We start from the raw sequence: 16,543 nt of genomic DNA on the forward strand, positions 1-16,543 counted from the left end.
CGCGACCGTCACTAGGCTTTGGTGAATGCGCCTAGGTCGAATCGCCAGTCCGGATGGTGTCTCCTTCGTCAGCATCGAGGGTCCGCTGGAGGATCCCAGCGCGATGACTGCCCGTGAGATCGCCGAGCACCCGTTCGGCACCCCGACGTTCACCGGCCGCTCATGGCCGGTCGCCGACGTCCGGCTGCTGGCACCGATGCTGGCCGGCAAGGTGGTGTGCGTCGGCAAGAACTACACCGACCACATCGCCGAAATGGCAAGCTTCGCAACGGGCCCGGCCGCGGCCGATCCGATCATCTTCCTCAAGCCCAACACCTCCATCATCGGACCGAACGTGCCGATTCGCTTGCCCGCCAACGCATCACCCGTGCACTTCGAAGGGGAGCTGGCTGTGGTCATCGGCCGGCCGTGCAAGGACGTGCCCGCCGCCCAGGCCGCCGACAACATCTTGGGCTACACAATCGCCAATGACGTGTCGGCGCGCGATCAGCAGCAGGCCGACGGTCAGTGGACTCGCGCCAAGGGTCACGACACCTTCTGCCCGGTGGGTCCCTGGGTCGTCACCGATGTCGACCCGGCCGACCTCGCGTTGCGCACCGAGGTCAACGGCCAAGTCAAGCAGGACAGTCGCACCTCGCTGATGATTCACGACGTCGGCGCCATCGTGGAATGGATCTCTGCGGTGATGACCCTGCTGCCCGGTGACCTCATCCTCACCGGGACGCCGGCCGGCGTCGGCCCCATCGACGACGGCGACACCGTGGCCGTTTCCATCGAGGGCATCGGCACCTTGTCCAATCCCGTGGTCCGCAAAGGAAAGTCGTGACCGCGCCGGGGACTGTCCGGGTTCGCTTCTGCCCGTCGCCCACCGGCATCCCGCACGTCGGGATGGTCCGCACCGCGTTGTTCAACTGGGCCTACGCCCGGCACACCGGCGGCACCTTCGTCTTTCGCATCGAGGACACCGACGCCGAGCGCGACAGCGAGGAAAGCTATCTGGCGCTGCTCGACGCGTTGCGTTGGCTCGGGCTGGATTGGGACGAGGGGCCCGAGGTCGGTGGACCCCACGCCCCGTACCGGCAGTCGCAGCGCAGTGACATCTACCGCGAGGTGGTGGACAAGCTGCTCGCCGCGGGTGAGGCCTACCATGCGTTTTCGACGCCCGAGGAGGTCGAAGCCAGACATGTCGCCGCCGGTCGCAATCCCAAACTGGGCTACGACAACTACGACCGCGAGCTGACCGCGGAGCAGCGCGCGGCGTATCTGGCCGAGGGCCGTAAGCCGGTGGTGCGGCTGCGCATGCCCGACAAAGACCTCGCGTGGGATGACCTGGTGCGCGGGCCCACCACCTTCGCGGCGGGCTCGGTGCCCGATTTCGCACTGACCCGCGCCAGCGGAGATCCCTTATATACCTTGGTCAACCCGTGCGACGACGCGCTGATGAAGATCACCCATGTGCTGCGCGGCGAGGACCTGCTGCCGTCGACGCCGCGTCAGCTGGCGTTGCACCAGGCGTTGATCCGGATCGGGGTTGCCGAACGCGTCCCGGAATTCGCGCACCTGCCAACGGTATTGGGGGAGGGCACGAAAAAGCTGTCCAAGCGTGACCCGCAGTCCAATCTCTTCGCCCACCGCGACCGCGGCTTCATCCCCGAGGGACTGCTGAATTACCTTGCGCTGCTGGGCTGGGCGATCGCCGACGATCACGACCTGTTCAGCCTCGACGAAATGGTGGCCGCGTTCGACGTCGTCGACGTCAACTCCAACCCGGCCCGCTTCGATCAGAAGAAGGCCGACGCGCTCAACGCCGAACATATCCGGATGCTCGACGTGGCCGACTTCACCGGCAGGCTGCGTGACTACTTCGCCGTGCACGGTCACCGCCTGGGGCTCGACGAGGCGGAATTCGCCTTCGCGGCCGAGCTGGTGCAAACCCGCATCGTGGTGCTCGGCGACGCGTGGGACTTGCTGAAGTTTCTCAACGACGACGAATACGCGATCGACCCCAAGGCCGCCGCCAAGGAGCTGGGTCCGGATGCGGGCGCGGTGCTGGACGCCGCGCTGACGGCGCTGCAGGGAGTGACGGACTGGACCGTGGCCGCGATCGAGGAGGCGCTCAAGACCGCGCTGATCGACGGGCTGGCGCTCAAACCGCGCAAGGCGTTCGGCCCGATCCGGGTCGCCGCGACCGGGACGACGATCAGCCCGCCGCTGTTCGAGTCGCTGCAGCTGCTCGGTCGTGACCGGAGCCTGGGGCGGCTGGGGGCGGCGCGGCAAGAGGCGGTCTAAATCTTTGGTAGTCTGCACTGCGGTTTGCAAAGGCCGACAACGGCTGGCGGCGGCGGACTCCCAGGCTGGTGACAGCCGTTGAAGAAGTACGGGAAACCGCTCTGAACAGCGGTTTTAGGCAGCCAATGGGGTATGGTGTAATTGGCAACACAGCTGATTCTGGTTCAGCCATTCTAGGTTCGAGTCCTGGTACCCCAGCGAAATCCGTCGGGCTGTAAGCAGATGCCGAGTGATTAGGTGGCCCCCGTCGGGTGAGCTATGCTGGCAGCTCGGATCGGTTCTGGCCCCGTCGTCTAGCGGCCTAGGACGCCGCCCTCTCACGGCGGTAGCGTGGGTTCGAATCCCATCGGGGCTACATATTTACTGGCCGGTCCCCAGCGCGGCCGGTGCGGTGGAACCACCCACCGGCATCGGCGGCAATCCCAGTTTGCGGTGATCCCACGAGCGCGCGCGCCGCGCGACGATGCGCACGCAGACGCGCTTGTTCATCATCTGCTCGACGAACGGCTTCATCTCGTCGGTGTAGGGGCCGGTGTAGCGCTCCCACACGCTGACGCCGACCCGGTGCGCGACGTCCGGATCGTCGACGATCTCCGCCACGCCTTCGAAGGACACCCCGCGCAGCGTGTCGTAGGTGTCGCCGTCCTCGATCAAAAACGTCACCCGCGGGTCCCGCGTCAGGTTGACCGCCTTCTGCGACTTGGCCTTGGTCTCGATCCAGATCTCGCCGTCGACGACGGCGTACCACATGGCGGTCAGGTGCGGCTGGCCGTCGCGTCCGATGGTGGCCATCGTTCCGGTGCGGCTCTTGACGACGAAGTCAGCGATCTCGTCCTCCGACATGACGATGCTCGCGCGCTGATTGGTTCCCATCGCGTCAGTGTTGCAGGTCGGATTTCGATCTGCACCGGCGCCTTACAGACGGCGAGCGATGGCGTCGGCGGCCGAGAGAAGGTCGGCGGCCCAGCGCGCCCCTGGGCGCCGGCCGATGCGGTCGATGGGCCCCGACACCGAGATGGCGGCGACGACCACGCCGCGACCGTCGCGCACCGGCGCCGAGACGCTCGCGACTCCCGGCTCGCGCTCCGCAACGCTTTGCGCCCAACCGCGCCGGCGTACTTCCGCCAGCGTCCGGTCGGTGAACTTCGCCGCCGGCAGCACCGCTTGTTGAGTGGCGACATCGCTGTGTGCCAGCAAGACTTTGGCCCCCGAGCCCGCCGTCATCGGCAGCCGCGCGCCGACCGGAACCGTATCGCGAAGGCCCGCAGACGGTTCCAGGGCGGCCACACAAACCCGCGACGTGCCCTCGCGTCGGTACAGCTGCACGCTTTCGCCGGTGGTCTCGCGCAATTGGGCCAGTACCGCGGCACCGGCCGCCAGCAACGGGTCGTTGACGTGCGCGGCGAGTTCGCTCAGCGCGGGACCCAGCTGCCAGCGCCCTTCGTCGTCACGCGCCAGCAGGCGATGTACCTCCAGCGCGGCGGCCAGCCGGTAGGTGGTGGCCCGCGGAAATCCGGTTCGCTCGCACAGTTCGGCTAACCCGCAGGGAGATTCCGCGACCGTTTGCAGCACATCCACGGCTTTATCCAGAACGCCGATACCGCTATGCTGTCTCATAAAGAGATACTAGCGTCTCGCATTATGAGAGCACAGCCCAAGTTGACGGCGAGCCGCGAATGAGGCGAATAGAGGCGAATTTCACAATGGGAACCACCGCACCCGGCGGTAAGCCGCGCACCCTGGCCGAAAAGGTTTGGGACGACCACGTTGTGGTATCCGGCTCGACGGGCTCGACAGGTGAGGGGGCCGGCGCACCCGACTTGATTTACATCGACCTGCATTTGGTGCACGAGGTCACCAGCCCGCAGGCGTTTGACGGCCTGCGTCTGGCCGGCCGCCCAGTGCATCGGCCAGATCTGACGCTGGCCACCGAGGACCACAACGTGCCGACCGTCGACATCGACAAGCCGATCGCCGACCCGGTATCGCGCACTCAGGTCGAGACATTGCGGCGCAACTGCGCCGAATTCGGTGTGCGGTTGCATCCGATGGGCGACATCGACCAGGGCATCGTGCATGTCGTCGGACCCCAATTGGGGCTGACCCAACCGGGAATGACGATTGTCTGTGGGGACAGTCACACGTCCACCCATGGAGCATTTGGCGCGTTGGCGATGGGCATCGGCACCTCGGAGGTCGAGCATGTGCTGGCCACCCAGACATTGCCGTTGCGCCCCTTCAAAACAATGGCGGTCAACGTCGACGGTGAATTACAGCCCGGTGTTACGGCCAAGGACATCATCCTCGCGCTGATCGCCAAGATCGGCACCGGCGGTGGGCAAGGCCATGTCATCGAATACCGGGGCAGCGCGATCGAATCGCTGTCCATGGAAGGCCGGATGACGGTCTGCAACATGAGTATCGAAGCCGGAGCGCGGGCCGGAATGGTGGCACCGGACGAGACCACCTACGAATTCCTGCGGGGGCGCCCGCACGCGCCGACCGGTGCGCAGTGGGACGCCGCGCTGCACTATTGGCGACAGCTTCGCACGGACGACGGTGCCGTCTTCGACACCGAGGTCTATCTGGACGCGGAGTCGTTGACCCCGTTCGTCACCTGGGGCACCAATCCGGGCCAGGGCGTGCCGTTGAGTGCGGCGGTGCCGGACCCCGAATTGATGACCAACGACGACGAGCGGCAGGCCGCCGAGAAAGCGTTGGCGTATATGGACCTTCGGCCGGGCATGCCGATGCGCGAGATCGCCGTCGATGCGGTGTTCGTCGGGTCCTGTACCAACGGTCGTATCGAAGATCTGCGGGTGGTGGCCGACGTGCTGCGCGGTCGCACGGTGGCCCAGGGCGTGCGAATGCTGGTGGTGCCGGGCTCGATGCGGGTGCGCGCGCAAGCCGAAGCCGAAGGCCTCGGTGAGGTATTCACCGCCGCCGGCGCGGAATGGCGGCAGGCCGGCTGTTCGATGTGCCTGGGCATGAACCCCGATCAGCTTGCGCCCGGCGAGCGTTGCGCCGCGACGTCCAACCGCAACTTCGAAGGGCGGCAGGGCAAAGGCGGCCGTACGCATTTGGTATCGCCGGCCGTCGCGGCGGCAACCGCGGTCCGCGGCACATTGTCTACCCCGGCCGACTTGAACTGAAAACGAAATCGAGGACGAAGATGGAAGCCTTTCACACCCACACCGGGATTGGCGTGCCGCTGCGGCGCTCCAATGTCGACACCGACCAGATCATTCCCGCGGTCTATTTGAAGCGCGTCACCCGAACCGGTTTCGACGACGGCTTGTTCGCGACGTGGCGCTCGGATCCGTCATTCGTGCTCAACCTCAGTCCATTTGACCGAGGTTCGGTCTTGGTTGCCGGACCCGACTTCGGGACCGGATCATCGCGCGAGCACGCGGTGTGGGCGTTGATGGACTACGGGTTCCGGGTAGTCATCTCATCTCGATTCGGTGACATTTTTCGGGGCAACGCGGGCAAGGCGGGGCTGCTGGCGGCCGAAGTCAGCCAAGACGGTGTCGAACTGCTTTGGAAGCTGATCGAGCAGAGTCCAGGACTGGAAATCACTGCCAATCTTCAAGATCGAAATATCACCGCGGGAACGACGGTGTTGCCGTTCAAGATTGACGACCACACCGCGTGGCGACTGCTCGAAGGACTCGACGATATAGGCCTTACGCTGCAGAAACTCGACCAGATCGAATCTTTTGAATCGGCCCGTCCGGACTGGAAACCGCGCACGCTACCCGCCCCGTGAACGGTTGATCGGGGTGTGAATTCACCCCGATCGCCTTAGGAAGCAAGGCTTATTATTCGCCTGCGTCACCGACCAAGGGCGGCAAGCAGATTCCGGAATTTCCTGTCGTATAGCCGTGAAATTGCGCGTGGCGCTTGGCAATTTGCTGGGTGAGGGTTTACCGTGTTCGCTAGTCGGTTCCCAAAATGGGACCACTGGCTTCGGAGGGTTTTGGATGAACAAAGCAGAGCTCATAGATGTGCTCACACAGAAATTGGGCTCGGACCGTCGGCAGGCGACCGCCGCCGTCGAGAATGTTGTCGACACCATTGTGCGTGCGGTGCACAAGGGCGACAGCGTGACCATCACCGGGTTCGGTGTGTTCGAACAACGGCGCCGCGCAGCGCGTGTCGCCCGCAACCCGCGTACCGGTGAGACGGTGAAGGTAAAGCCGACGTCCGTCCCCGCGTTCCGCCCGGGTGCTCAATTCAAAGCGGTTGTTGCTGGCGCACAGCGCCTCCCGTCGGAAGGACCGGCCGTGAAACGTGGTGTTGTCGCAGGAGCAGCCAAGAAGGTTGCCAAGAAGGCTCCCGCCAAGAAGGCTGCGGTGAAGAAGGCCGCGACCAAGGCTCCCGCCAAGAAGGCCGCTACCAAGGCGCCGGCTAAGAAGGCCGTGACCAAGGCTCCGGTCAAGAAGGCCGCTACCAAGGCCCCGGTCAAGAAGGCCGCGACCAAGGCTCCGGTCAAGAAGGCCGCGACCAAGGCTCCGGTGCGCAAGGCCGCAACCAAGGCCCCGGCCAAGAAGGTCGCGAAGAAGGCTCCGGCCAAGAAGGCCGCCGCCAAGCGCGGTCGCAAGTAAGTCAACCGAGTTCAAACGCGAATACCCTTCGGGGCGGCATTGCTGCCCCCGAAGGGTATTTCGTGTGTCAGGCCCGAACGTTGGCGGCCAGCGCGCCGCCGATGTGGTCGGCCGCCACCAGACGGCCGTTGGACAGCGACAGCACCCAGGTGCTGCCTTTGTGATTGCGTGACTTGTCCGGATCCACTCCGTCGCGTTCGCACCACCACGTGATCAGGTCCGGAATTACCTTGCCCTGCGTACAGATCACCGGTGTGCCCTCGTGTTCGGCGATGCGCAGCATCCGGTGCCGGCCCCGTTTGGGACTCTTGGCGTAAGCCTCTTCGGTGAGCGTGGACTCGCTCTCGATGCTCACACCCAGTTCCTCGGCGAGTGGTTCAACCGTCTGGTGGCAGCGCACCCGATCGGCGGCATACACGTCGGTGGCGCCGAACGCCATCAGCTGGGCGACCAACGCCTCGGCTTGCGCACGTCCTCTTTTGTCCAACGGTCGCTCGGTGTCGTCTCCGGAAAAGCGTGACTTCCGGCCTGCGGTGCCGTGCCGCACCACCAACAGGGTACGTGTGTCTGCAGGTTGTTTTGTAAAGCGCCGCAACACGTTTCGGTCCTGGGCGTAGTCGAGCTTCTTCATCGCGGCGTCGACGGGCAACCAGATCAATTCGTCGACCTCTTTGCCCGGTACGAATTTGCCACCAGTGCTGCGCGCCGCCCAGTAGTACACCTTTTTGACACCCGCGTCGATCGGATAGCTCACCTTGGCCAGCCGCCGGCCCAGGACGGCGTGGTGCCCGGTCTCCTCCAGTACTTCGCGTACCGCGGCCACGGGTGCCGTTTCGCCGGGGTCCACTTTGCCCTTGGGCAACGACCAGTCGTCGTAGCGGGGACGGTGGATGAGAGCGATCTCGAGCTCGGGGTTGTCCGAATCAGCACTGCTGTGTCGCCACAGCACCGCGCCCGCGGCGTAGACGATCCGCTTTCCTGAACGCCGACCGCCTGACGAGTTCTGGTCCGACACCACACTCCTGCAGGTCAATTCGGCCAGCGCCACGCCGGCCATTGGGTGGCCTGGAAAATTACCACATGGGCGTTAGGCGCCCCGGTGCCGCTCCATCAGCGACTCCTGGTGGTCGCGCACGGAGTGACCTTCCCGTGGCGACGCGATCCACTGCCCGTCGGACTCGAGTTCCCAGCACCGCGTGGACGGGTCCAGTGCCGAGTCGAACAAGTCGTTCAGATAGGAGGTGAGCTTCGGGTCCTTGACCTGAACCAGCGCCTCGACGCGACGGTCGAGATTGCGGTGCATCATGTCGGCGCTGCCGATCCAGAACTCGTTGATGCGATTGAAATGCATGATCCGCGAGTGCTCCAGGTACCGGCCGAGGATCGAGCGCACGGAGATGTTCTCCGAGAAGCCTTGCGTGCGCGGGCGCAGCGCGCAGATTCCGCGCACCACCACCTCGACTTGCACACCGGCCCGCGACGCGCGATACAACGCGTCGATCACCTGCTCGTCGACCAGAGCGTTCATCTTCATCCGGATCCGGCCGCCGCCGTGTTCGCGGTGCGCCGCGATCTCGAGATCGACGCGTTCGATGATGCCCTTCCGAATGCTGTGCGGGGCAACCAAGAGATTGCGGTAGGAAACCTTGCGCGAGTAGCCGGTCAGCGAATTGAACAAGTCGGTCAGGTCGGCTCCGATCTCGGGAGACGCCGTGAGCAGACCGACGTCCTCGTAGAGCCGCGCGGTCTTTCCGTTGTAGTTGCCGGTCCCAATGTGGCAGTAGCGCCGAATGGTTGAACCTTCGCGGCGCACCACCAGGCAGGTCTTGCAGTGCGTCTTGAGCCCGACGTAGCCGTAGACGACGTGCACGCCCGATTGCTCAAGGGTGCGTGCCCAGCGGATGTTGGCCTGCTCGTCGAAGCGTGCCTTGATCTCCACCATTGCCACGACTTGCTTTCCGGCCTCGGCGGCTTGGATCAGCGCCCGAACGATCGGCGAGTCACCGGAGGTGCGGTACAGCGTTTGCTTGATCGCCAGCACGTTGGGGTCGGCGGCGGCCTGCTCGATGAATCGCTGCACGCTCGTGGAGAACGACTCATACGGATGGTGAAGCAGCACATCGCCTTCGCGCAGCGTTGCGAAGATGCTCTTGGGTGTTTCCTTGTCGGCGAACGCTGGACTGGTGGCCGGAACGAAGGTCCAGTCCTTGAGCGCCGGCCGGTCGATGCCGTAGATCTGCCACAGCGACGAGAGGTCCAGCAGCCCGGGAACTTCGATGACATCGCTGGGATTTACGTCGAGTTCGCGCAGCAGCAGCTCCAACATGCTCTCGGTCATGTCGTCGGCGATCTCGAGTCGCACCGGCGAGCCGAACCGCCGGCGCGCCAATTCTCGTTCCAGCGCCTGCAATAGGTCTTCGTCGCGGTCCTCTTCAACCTCATAGTCGGCGTTGCGGGTAATGCGGAACGCGTGGTGCTCGACGATTTCCATGCCGGGGAACAGCTCCGGGAGGAACGCCGCGATCAGCTCTTCCGTCGGCAGGTAGCGAACGACGGCGTTGCCCTCCTCGCCGCTGAGTTCGACGAAGCGATCGACGTTGTCGGGCACCTTGACTCGGGCGAAGTGCTGGCCACCGTCGTCCTTGACCGTGACGGCCAGGTTCAGGCTCAGGCCGCTCACGAACGGGAACGGGTGCGCCGGGTCGACGGCGAGCGGGGTCAGGACCGGGAAGACCTGCTCGGTGAAATAGGTCGACAGTTCGTCGCGCTCAGCCTGATCCAAATCGGCCCACGTGACGATATAAATGCCTTCTTGCGCGAGCGCCGGGCGCACCGAGTCGAGGAACTCGCGCGCATGCCGGGTCGCGATCCGCTGCGTCTGCTCGCCGATGCGCGCCAATTGCTCACGCGGTGTCAGGCCGTCGGCCGAGCGGACCGACAACCCCATCTCGTCGCGACGCTTGAGGCCCGCGACCCGGACCATGTAGAACTCGTCGAGGTTGGACGCGAAGATCGCCAGGAATTTGGCCCGCTCCAACAGCGGCAGCGAGGTGTCGGCTGCCAATGCCAGCACCCGCGCGTTGAAGTCCAGCCAGCTCAGTTCACGGTTGAGGTACCGGTCCTCCGGCAGCGCATCATCGATCGCCGCGTGGGTAGTAGCAGGGGGTGCTCCCAGGGCGCTGTCGCCGGGTTGCCACACAGTTTCGTCAAGCCGTGCTTCAGCTTCGATTTCGGTCACGATGGAATCATTGCTCATCACCGGGTGGTGCTGCTAGCGCTCGGTAGAGATCCATCCGCCGTTGGCGCGCCGTTCATCCCCCGGACAGGTTTGCTACGCCCTCAGGCGTGGCCGATAGCGCGGGCGGTTGCCCCGCCAACGCCGAGCCGTCGGGCGACGACCAAATCGGCGGGGGTGTCGACGTCACAGCGCAGGCCGGGCCACGCGCCCGTCAGCTCGATCGCACCCGAACGACGGTGCCGCGCGGCCGAATCCGACCCGAAGTGTGGATCGAGCGCGGTGCCGAACGCGCACAACGCCGCGGTGCCGGTAGCCAGCCGATCGGCGACGAAGCTGCGCTGGTGCGCACGAGCCGCGGCGATCGCCTCGGCCAGCTCCTGAGTCTGTAACGCGGGCAAATCACCTTGCAGCGCAACAACATTGGCGAACGACTCGGCGACTGAGCGTTCGGCGGTGGCGATCGCCTGGTTCAGCGGATCGTGGTGGCCCTCGGGCGTCGGGTCGGCGATCACCTGCGCCCCGAGCCGTACCGCTGCGGCCGCCGCGGCCTCGTCGGGGGTGATGACCGTGATCGAGCCGACGGCGGCGACGCCGGCCGCCGCCGTCACGGTGTCGACCAACATCGCCAGCACCACGGTCTGGCGGGTCGGCGCCGAGAACACCGGAGCCAGCCTGGTCTTGGCGGCTTCCAACCGCTTCACGGCGATGATCAACGCGACATCGCCGGCGCCGTCACCCCGTGTGCCGCTCATGGAAGTCAATCCTGCCAGCGCGGGTTGTCGCGCCGGTCGCGAGCCATCATGGTGACGGCGGCTCGTCCCTGTTCTAGGGTGTAGCGGCTGCAGATGCCGCGTTTGTGACAGATCGGGATGGGGAAATGGCCAGCACAGCGGGCGCCGTTGCGGTGATGGGCGCCGGAGCATGGGGAACGTCGCTGGCCAAGGTGCTCGCCGAGGCCCTCGAAGGGGCCCGAGCACCGGAATCGGAGATCAGGCTGTGGGCCCGGCGATCCGATGTCGCCGAGCAGATCAACGCCACCCGCTACAACCCCGCCTACCTGCCCGGCACCCTGTTGCCGCCGGGTATCCGGGCCACCGCCGACGCGGCCGAGGCGCTACACGGCGTGACGACGGTGCTGCTGGGAGTCCCGGCGCAGAACCTGCGCAGCAACCTCGAGCAGTGGGCACCCCTGATCGCCGACGGCGCGACCCTGGTCAGCCTGGCCAAAGGCATCGAGCTGGGCACCCTGATGCGAATGAGCCAGGTCATCGTCTCGGTGACCGGCGTCGACATGTCCCAGGTCGCGGTGATCTCCGGGCCGAACCTGGCCAGTGAAATCGCCGAATGTCAACCCACCGCCACCGTGGTCGCGTGCAGCGACTCCGGGCGCGCGGTCGCCCTGCAGCGCATGTTGAACACCGGCTACTTCCGCCCGTACACCAACAGCGACGTGGTCGGCACCGAGATAGGCGGGGCCTGCAAGAACGTCATCGCGCTCGCGTGCGGAATGGCGGCCGGCGTCGGGCTGGGCGAAAACACCGCCGCGGCGATCATCACCCGCGGTCTGGCCGAGATCATGCGGCTTGGCATCGCGCTGGGCGCCAAAGGCGCGACCCTGGCGGGCCTGGCCGGCGTGGGTGACCTGGTGGCTACCTGCACGTCTCCGCATTCGCGCAACCGGTCGATGGGTGAGCGCCTGGGTCGGGGCGCAAGCATGCAGGTGGCGCTGGAGGGAAAGGACGGCCACGTCGTCGAGGGCGTGACGTCGTGCGAATCCGTGCTCGCGCTGGCGTCCAGCTATGACGTCGAGATGCCGCTCACCGATGCGGTACACCGGGTCTGCCACAAGGGACTCTCGGTCGACGAGGCGATGGCCCTGCTGCTGGGCCGCAGCACCAAACCGGAATGAGCGCGCCGCCGGCCGGCGCTCCGGCAAAATCCCGCTACCGGTCGGCGTTCCGACCTGTCGGCCTCCCAACCGGTAGCCTCTCCAGGTTGTGAACGCCAGTGATGCGACCAACCGGCCCTCGGTGTCAGGGGGCAGCCGGGTGCGCGTTGCTGTCGTCTTCGGTGGGCGCAGCAACGAGCACGCCATCTCGTGCGTGTCCGCGGGCAGCATTCTGCGCAACCTCGACCCGCAGCGATTCGATGTGGTCGCGATCGGCATCACCCCCGAAGGCTCGTGGGTGCTCACCGACGGCGATCCGGACGCGCTGGCGATCAGTAACCGGCAACTGCCCGCGGTGACCACCGAATCGGGAACCGAGCTGGCGCTGCCGGCCGATCCGCGGCGCAGCGGCCAGTTGGTGTCACTACCGCCGGGCGCCGGTGAAGTCCTGGGTTCGGTCGACGTGGTCTTCCCGGTTCTGCACGGCCCCTACGGCGAGGACGGCACGATCCAGGGGCTGCTCGAACTCGCCGATGTGCCCTACGTCGGTGCCGGAGTGCTGTCCAGCGCCGTCGGGATGGACAAGGAATTCACCAAGAAGCTGCTTGTCGCCGAGGGGATTCCGGTCGGACCGTATGTGGTACTGCGCCCGTCGCAGCAGCTGCTGGCACCCGAGGAGCGCGAGCGGCTGGGTTTGCCGGTGTTCGTCAAACCCGCGCGGGGTGGTTCGTCGATCGGGGTCAGCCGGGTAGCGAGTTGGGACGAACTGGCCGCCGCGGTGGCCGATGCTCGCCGGCACGATCCGAAGGTGATCGTCGAAGCGGCGATCAATGGTCGCGAGCTGGAGTGCGGTGTGCTCGAAATGCCGGACGGCACAATAGAAGCCAGCACGGTGGGGGAGATCCGGGTGGCCGGTGTGCGCGGTCGCGAGGACGGCTTCTACGACTTCGAAACGAAATACCTCGACGATGCAGCCGAATTGGACGTGCCCGCCAAGGTCGACGACGAGATCGCAGACGACGTGCGTCAATTGGCAATCCGGGCGTTCAAGGCCATCGACTGCCAGGGCCTGGCCCGGGTGGACTTCTTCCTCACCGAGGACGGTCCGGTGATCAACGAGGTCAACACGATGCCGGGGTTCACCACGATCTCGATGTACCCGAGGATGTGGGCGGCCAGCGGCATCGACTACCGGAGTCTCTTGGCCACCATGGTCGAAACCGCTCTGGCCCGGGGCACGGGTCTGCGCTAACGCTCACCGGGCCGGGCGGGGTCGATCGGCACCGCGGTGATGGTGTGGTCGATCACCTCGGAAAGCTGCTGGATCGGTGTGGGTCCGGATCCCGACGGCAGGGTCAGCGCCAGATATACCGGCCGGTCCACCGTGTACCAGGTGGATCTGCCTGCGTCACCAGCGGATTGCTGCTCGGCCGCCACCTCGAACCATTGCACCCGGTCGACGATCTGGATCGGGGACCCCACCACAAAGGCGGTCGGACGGTCGAGCCCGCAGCGCAACACCACCGGCTCGTTGCCGGTCGCGGTGCGCCAGGCGGTCGCGCCCTCGGGTGCCGGCTGTGCCAGCGGTGCGCGCTGATAGTCGCCGAGCCGCTGCGGCAGCGCCGCCGACAGCGCGTGGCATGCCGGGCTGCCGGCCTGCGGCGCCGGCACGGTGGGAAGGGCGACCGGCTGCGGCGGCGCTTCGCGAGTTGCCGCGATGACAAGCACGATGCCGATGGCGAGGACCGCCACCACAACCGCGGCGATGAGCAGGGCCCGCGGCGGTCCGCCTGGGTCGTCGGAGTCCGAACCGGTCATCATCGCCCGGCCGTCGACGGCCGTAGCGTCGACCACCGGGCACCTCCCATCTCATACACTGGCGCCGTCCGCCCGCGCGGGGCGGGACCAAACTTACCGCAGGTCGGACCGCTGTACGAGAGCCTTTAGTACCACGCCGGAGGAGGTGACGTGCGCGAGGAAGTAGCGGGCGATTCGCCCACCCTGGGGCAGCTCGGTGAATTCGCCGTCATCGACCGGCTGGTGCGCGGCCGGGTGCAGCCCGATGCGGTGCTGCTGGGCCCGGGTGACGACGCGGCGGTGGTATCGGCCGGCGACGGCCGCAGCGTGGTGTCGACCGACATGCTGGTGGCGGGCCGGCATTTCCGGCTGGACTGGTCCACGCCGCATGACGTCGGACGCAAGGCGATAGCCCAGAACGCCGCGGACATCGAGGCGATGGGCGGGCGGGCCACGGCGTTCGTCGTCGGCTTCGGCGCCCCCGCCGATACGCCGACGGCGGACGCGGACGCGTTGGTCGACGGAATGTGGGATGAGGCAGCGCGAGTCGGCGCCGGCATCGTCGGCGGCGACCTGGTCAGCTCCCCGCTATGGGTGTTGTCGGTGGCGGTGTTGGGCGACTTGGGCGGCCGGGCCCCGGTGTTGCGCTCTGGGGCAAAGCCCGGCGCGGTGCTTGCCGTCGCCGGTGAACTGGGCCGCTCGGCAGCGGGATACTCGTTGTGGCACAACGAGATTAGTGGGTTCGACGAACTGCGTGCCCGCCATCTGGTGCCCGAGCCGCCCTACGGCCAGGGGGCGGCGGCCGCGGCCGCGGGTGCGCAGGCGATGATCGATGTCTCCGATGGCCTGGTCGCGGATCTGCGACATGTGGCCGACGCGTCGGGAGTGGGCATCGATTTGTCCACCGCGGCGCTGGCTCCCGATCGCGACGCGCTGAGCGCAGCCGCGGCGGCGGCCGGGATCGATCCATGGTCGTGGGTACTGGGCGGCGGTGAAGACCACGCTCTGGTGGCCTGTTTCGCCGGTGAGGTGCCGTCCGGGTGGCGCGTGATCGGGCGGGTGCTCGACGGGCCCGCCCGGGTACTCGTCGACGGCGCCCAGTGGCAGGGATACGCGGGCTGGCAGTCTTTCGCTCGGTGACGATGCGGGCCGCGCGCGGCCCGGGGAGGAGCCGGGCAATCGTATCGGGAGGGCTAAGGTGGCGCAGTGACCGCGCGCCCGTTGAGTGAACTCGTCGAGCAGGGGTGGGCGGGTGCGCTCGAGCCGGTGGCCGAACAGGTGACCAAGATGGGGCAGTTTCTGCGCGACGAGATCGCAGCCGGCCGAAAATACCTGCCTGCCGGTCCGAATGTGTTGCGCGCCTTCACCTTTCCCTTCGACCAAGTGCGGGTGTTGATCGTCGGACAAGATCCCTACCCGACGCCGGGGCATGCGGTGGGCCTGAGCTTCTCGGTGGCTCCCGACGTGCGTCCGCTGCCGCGCAGTCTGTCCAACATCTTCGACGAGTACTCGGCCGACCTGGGTTACCCGCAACCGTCGTGCGGCGATCTGACGCCCTGGGCCCAGCGTGGCGTGCTGCTGTTGAACAGGGTCCTCACGGTTCGTCCGAGCAACCCGGCGTCGCATCGCGGCAAGGGCTGGGAAGCGGTCACCGAGTGTGCGATCCGCGCCCTGGTCGCGCGGTCGCAGCCGATGGTGGCGATCCTGTGGGGCCGCGACGCGTCCACCCTCAAACCGGTGCTGGCAGAGGGTAATTGCGTGGCGATCGAGTCGCCGCACCCCTCGCCGCTGTCCGCCTCGCGCGGATTCTTCGGCTCGCGTCCGTTCAGCCGCGCCAACGACTTACTCACCGGGATGGGCGCCGACCCGATCGACTGGCGGCTGCCCTAAGCTCCCGATTCGGGGAAGTTCACGTCCTTCGTGACGGCTTTCCACTCTTCGATCGACGCCGACATCGCGGTGATCTTGTCGCGCATCGCCTTCAGCACGTCGCGGCCGAGCAGCAGCCGCAGCGGTGGATCGTCAAGCGTGGTGACCATCAGCACCGCCTCGGCCACCTTGCGTGGGTCGCCCGGCAGATGGTCGGCGAACTGCTTGATCAGGTCCTTGCGCGCGGCCACGTCGGCGTAGGCGGCGATCGGGCTGCCCGATTCCTTCATCGACCGCGTGGCCCAGTCGGTACGGAAGGCGCCCGGCTCGATCGCGGTCACCTTGATACCCAGCGGCCGTACCTCGGTGGCCAGCGCCTCGGTTATGGCCTCGAGCGCGAACTTGGTCGAGGAGTAGTAGGCGTTGGGCGGGTTGGCCACTAGACCGGTCATCGACGAGATGTTGATGATGTGGCCTGCGCCGCGGTCGCGCATGGCCGGCAGTACCGCCTTGATCATGTCGACGGCCCCGAAGTAGTTGACGTCGAACAACTTTCGCACCTCGGCGTCCTCACCCTCTTCCACCGAGGACAGGTAGCCGTGACCGGCGTTGTTGACCAGGACGTCGATCCCGCCGAACGCCTCGTCGGCCGCCGACACCGCCGCCGCGATCTGGGCGCCATCGGTCACATCGAGCGCGACCGCGACGGCCCGGTCCCCGAATTCGTCGGCCAGATCCTGGACCGCCTCGGCCCGCCGCGCGGTCACCACCACGCTGTGGCCGTCTTCCAATGCGGCGCGGGCGATCTCACGCCCGAATCCGGTGGAGCAACCCGTGATCAGCCAGCGCGCCATC

Annotated in this window: 16 protein-coding genes and 2 tRNA genes; 11 read left to right on the forward strand and 7 right to left on the reverse strand. The window is 66.6% G+C overall.

Annotated elements, in window-relative coordinates; translation table 11 throughout:
• Nucleotides 1-25: 25 nt before the first annotated feature.
• From SKC41_RS27280 to SKC41_RS27295, 4 genes are all read left to right on the forward strand, one after another.
• Nucleotides 26-826 carry a fumarylacetoacetate hydrolase family protein gene (locus SKC41_RS27280; protein WP_330980813.1) on the forward strand — a complete coding sequence of 267 codons (801 nt, stop codon included), beginning with the start codon at nucleotides 26-28 and terminating at the stop codon, nucleotides 824-826.
• Complete coding sequence (gene gltX / locus SKC41_RS27285; RefSeq protein WP_330980814.1) at nucleotides 823-2,289, forward strand: glutamate--tRNA ligase; 1,467 nt, start codon at nucleotides 823-825, stop codon at nucleotides 2,287-2,289. Before SKC41_RS27280 ends, gltX begins: the two co-directional genes overlap by 4 nt.
• Nucleotides 2,290-2,415: 126 nt before the next feature.
• Nucleotides 2,416-2,487 (forward strand) — tRNA-Gln (locus SKC41_RS27290).
• An 84-nt stretch (nucleotides 2,488-2,571) separates the two neighbouring features.
• Nucleotides 2,572-2,644, forward strand: a tRNA-Glu gene (locus tag SKC41_RS27295).
• Nucleotides 2,645-2,649: 5 nt separating this feature from the next.
• On the opposite strand, the gene SKC41_RS27300 is transcribed toward SKC41_RS27295, so the two are convergent.
• Both SKC41_RS27300 and SKC41_RS27305 read right to left on the reverse strand, forming a co-directional pair.
• A complete protein-coding gene (locus SKC41_RS27300) occupies nucleotides 2,650-3,162 on the reverse strand; it encodes a pyridoxamine 5'-phosphate oxidase family protein (RefSeq protein ID WP_330980815.1) in 513 nt (170 codons plus the stop codon).
• Nucleotides 3,163-3,204: 42 nt separating this feature from the next.
• Entirely contained in the window at nucleotides 3,205-3,906 is a 702-nt protein-coding gene (locus SKC41_RS27305; protein WP_330980816.1) for an IclR family transcriptional regulator, read from the reverse strand.
• A gap of 86 nt (nucleotides 3,907-3,992) precedes the next feature.
• Between SKC41_RS27305 and leuC the strand changes: the two genes are divergently transcribed.
• The 3 genes from leuC to SKC41_RS27320 all read left to right on the forward strand — a co-directional run bounded on the left by leuC (nucleotide 3,993) and on the right by SKC41_RS27320 (nucleotide 6,896).
• On the forward strand, nucleotides 3,993-5,441 hold the full coding sequence (leuC, locus tag SKC41_RS27310) for a 3-isopropylmalate dehydratase large subunit (RefSeq protein WP_330980817.1): 1,449 nt from the start codon (nucleotides 3,993-3,995) through the stop codon (nucleotides 5,439-5,441).
• A gap of 20 nt (nucleotides 5,442-5,461) precedes the next feature.
• A complete protein-coding gene (leuD, locus tag SKC41_RS27315; protein ID WP_330980818.1) occupies nucleotides 5,462-6,058 on the forward strand; it encodes a 3-isopropylmalate dehydratase small subunit in 597 nt (198 codons plus the stop codon).
• 214 nt (nucleotides 6,059-6,272) lie between these two features.
• Entirely contained in the window at nucleotides 6,273-6,896 is a 624-nt protein-coding gene (locus SKC41_RS27320) for an HU family DNA-binding protein (RefSeq protein WP_330980819.1), read from the forward strand.
• A 67-nt stretch (nucleotides 6,897-6,963) separates the two neighbouring features.
• Here SKC41_RS27320 and SKC41_RS27325 read toward each other — a convergent pair whose 3' ends face one another.
• The 3 genes from SKC41_RS27325 to cofC all read right to left on the reverse strand — a co-directional run bounded on the left by SKC41_RS27325 (nucleotide 6,964) and on the right by cofC (nucleotide 10,886).
• A complete protein-coding gene (locus SKC41_RS27325; RefSeq protein WP_330980860.1) occupies nucleotides 6,964-7,911 on the reverse strand; it encodes an NUDIX hydrolase in 948 nt (315 codons plus the stop codon).
• Between the two features lie 72 nt (nucleotides 7,912-7,983).
• The gene (locus SKC41_RS27330; protein WP_330980820.1) at nucleotides 7,984-10,155 is read right to left on the reverse strand and encodes an RNA degradosome polyphosphate kinase; all 2,172 of its coding nucleotides are present in this window, start codon (nucleotides 10,153-10,155) and stop codon (nucleotides 7,984-7,986) included.
• 80 nt (nucleotides 10,156-10,235) lie between these two features.
• Nucleotides 10,236-10,886, reverse strand: coding sequence for a 2-phospho-L-lactate guanylyltransferase (gene cofC / locus SKC41_RS27335; RefSeq protein WP_330980821.1), 651 nt, complete (start codon nucleotides 10,884-10,886; stop codon nucleotides 10,236-10,238).
• Nucleotides 10,887-11,011: 125 nt separating this feature from the next.
• Here cofC and SKC41_RS27340 point away from each other — a divergent pair, with 125 nt between their 5' ends.
• Together SKC41_RS27340 and SKC41_RS27345 are read left to right on the forward strand one after the other, a co-directional pair.
• Nucleotides 11,012-12,043 carry an NAD(P)H-dependent glycerol-3-phosphate dehydrogenase gene (locus tag SKC41_RS27340; protein WP_330980822.1) on the forward strand — a complete coding sequence of 344 codons (1,032 nt, stop codon included), beginning with the start codon at nucleotides 11,012-11,014 and terminating at the stop codon, nucleotides 12,041-12,043.
• Between the two features lie 121 nt (nucleotides 12,044-12,164).
• Complete coding sequence (locus tag SKC41_RS27345) at nucleotides 12,165-13,274, forward strand: D-alanine--D-alanine ligase family protein (RefSeq protein WP_330980861.1); 1,110 nt, start codon at nucleotides 12,165-12,167, stop codon at nucleotides 13,272-13,274.
• Here SKC41_RS27345 and SKC41_RS27350 read toward each other — a convergent pair.
• The gene (locus SKC41_RS27350) at nucleotides 13,271-13,840 is read right to left on the reverse strand and encodes a DUF3515 domain-containing protein (protein ID WP_330980862.1); all 570 of its coding nucleotides are present in this window, start codon (nucleotides 13,838-13,840) and stop codon (nucleotides 13,271-13,273) included. The two genes, SKC41_RS27345 and SKC41_RS27350, sit on opposite strands and share 4 nt — an antisense overlap.
• A 150-nt stretch (nucleotides 13,841-13,990) precedes the next feature.
• Between SKC41_RS27350 and SKC41_RS27355 the strand changes: the two genes are divergently transcribed.
• Together SKC41_RS27355 and SKC41_RS27360 are read left to right on the forward strand one after the other, a co-directional pair.
• A complete protein-coding gene (locus SKC41_RS27355) occupies nucleotides 13,991-14,959 on the forward strand; it encodes a thiamine-phosphate kinase (RefSeq protein ID WP_330980823.1) in 969 nt (322 codons plus the stop codon).
• Nucleotides 14,960-15,025: 66 nt separating this feature from the next.
• On the forward strand, nucleotides 15,026-15,709 hold the full coding sequence (locus tag SKC41_RS27360; protein WP_330980824.1) for a uracil-DNA glycosylase: 684 nt from the start codon (nucleotides 15,026-15,028) through the stop codon (nucleotides 15,707-15,709).
• Here the strand turns inward: SKC41_RS27360 and SKC41_RS27365 are convergent.
• Nucleotides 15,706-16,542 carry an oxidoreductase gene (locus SKC41_RS27365; RefSeq protein ID WP_330980825.1) on the reverse strand — a complete coding sequence of 279 codons (837 nt, stop codon included), beginning with the start codon at nucleotides 16,540-16,542 and terminating at the stop codon, nucleotides 15,706-15,708. The genes SKC41_RS27360 and SKC41_RS27365 overlap by 4 nt on opposite strands.
• Nucleotide 16,543 lies beyond the last annotated feature (1 nt).

The sequence above is a fragment of the Mycobacterium sp. 050128 genome (assembly GCF_036409155.1).
GTDB lineage: Bacteria > Actinomycetota > Actinomycetes > Mycobacteriales > Mycobacteriaceae > Mycobacterium.

What these genes read in the sequence shown, in the direction of transcription:
- SKC41_RS27280 (WP_330980813.1), top strand. Translation starts at nt 26, where the DNA reads ATGCGCCTAGGTCGAATCGCCAGTCCGGATGGTGTCTCCTTCGTCAGC.
- SKC41_RS27300 (WP_330980815.1), bottom strand. Translation starts at nt 3,162, where the DNA reads ATGGGAACCAATCAGCGCGCGAGCATCGTCATGTCGGAGGACGAGATC.
- SKC41_RS27305 (WP_330980816.1), bottom strand. Translation starts at nt 3,906, where the DNA reads ATGAGACAGCATAGCGGTATCGGCGTTCTGGATAAAGCCGTGGATGTG.
- leuC (WP_330980817.1), top strand. Translation starts at nt 3,993, where the DNA reads ATGGGAACCACCGCACCCGGCGGTAAGCCGCGCACCCTGGCCGAAAAG.
- leuD (WP_330980818.1), top strand. Translation starts at nt 5,462, where the DNA reads ATGGAAGCCTTTCACACCCACACCGGGATTGGCGTGCCGCTGCGGCGC.
- SKC41_RS27320 (WP_330980819.1), top strand. Translation starts at nt 6,273, where the DNA reads ATGAACAAAGCAGAGCTCATAGATGTGCTCACACAGAAATTGGGCTCG.
- cofC (WP_330980821.1), bottom strand. Translation starts at nt 10,886, where the DNA reads ATGAGCGGCACACGGGGTGACGGCGCCGGCGATGTCGCGTTGATCATC.
- SKC41_RS27340 (WP_330980822.1), top strand. Translation starts at nt 11,012, where the DNA reads ATGGCCAGCACAGCGGGCGCCGTTGCGGTGATGGGCGCCGGAGCATGG.
- SKC41_RS27350 (WP_330980862.1), bottom strand. Translation starts at nt 13,840, where the DNA reads ATGACCGGTTCGGACTCCGACGACCCAGGCGGACCGCCGCGGGCCCTG.
- SKC41_RS27365 (WP_330980825.1), bottom strand. Translation starts at nt 16,542, where the DNA reads ATGGCGCGCTGGCTGATCACGGGTTGCTCCACCGGATTCGGGCGTGAG.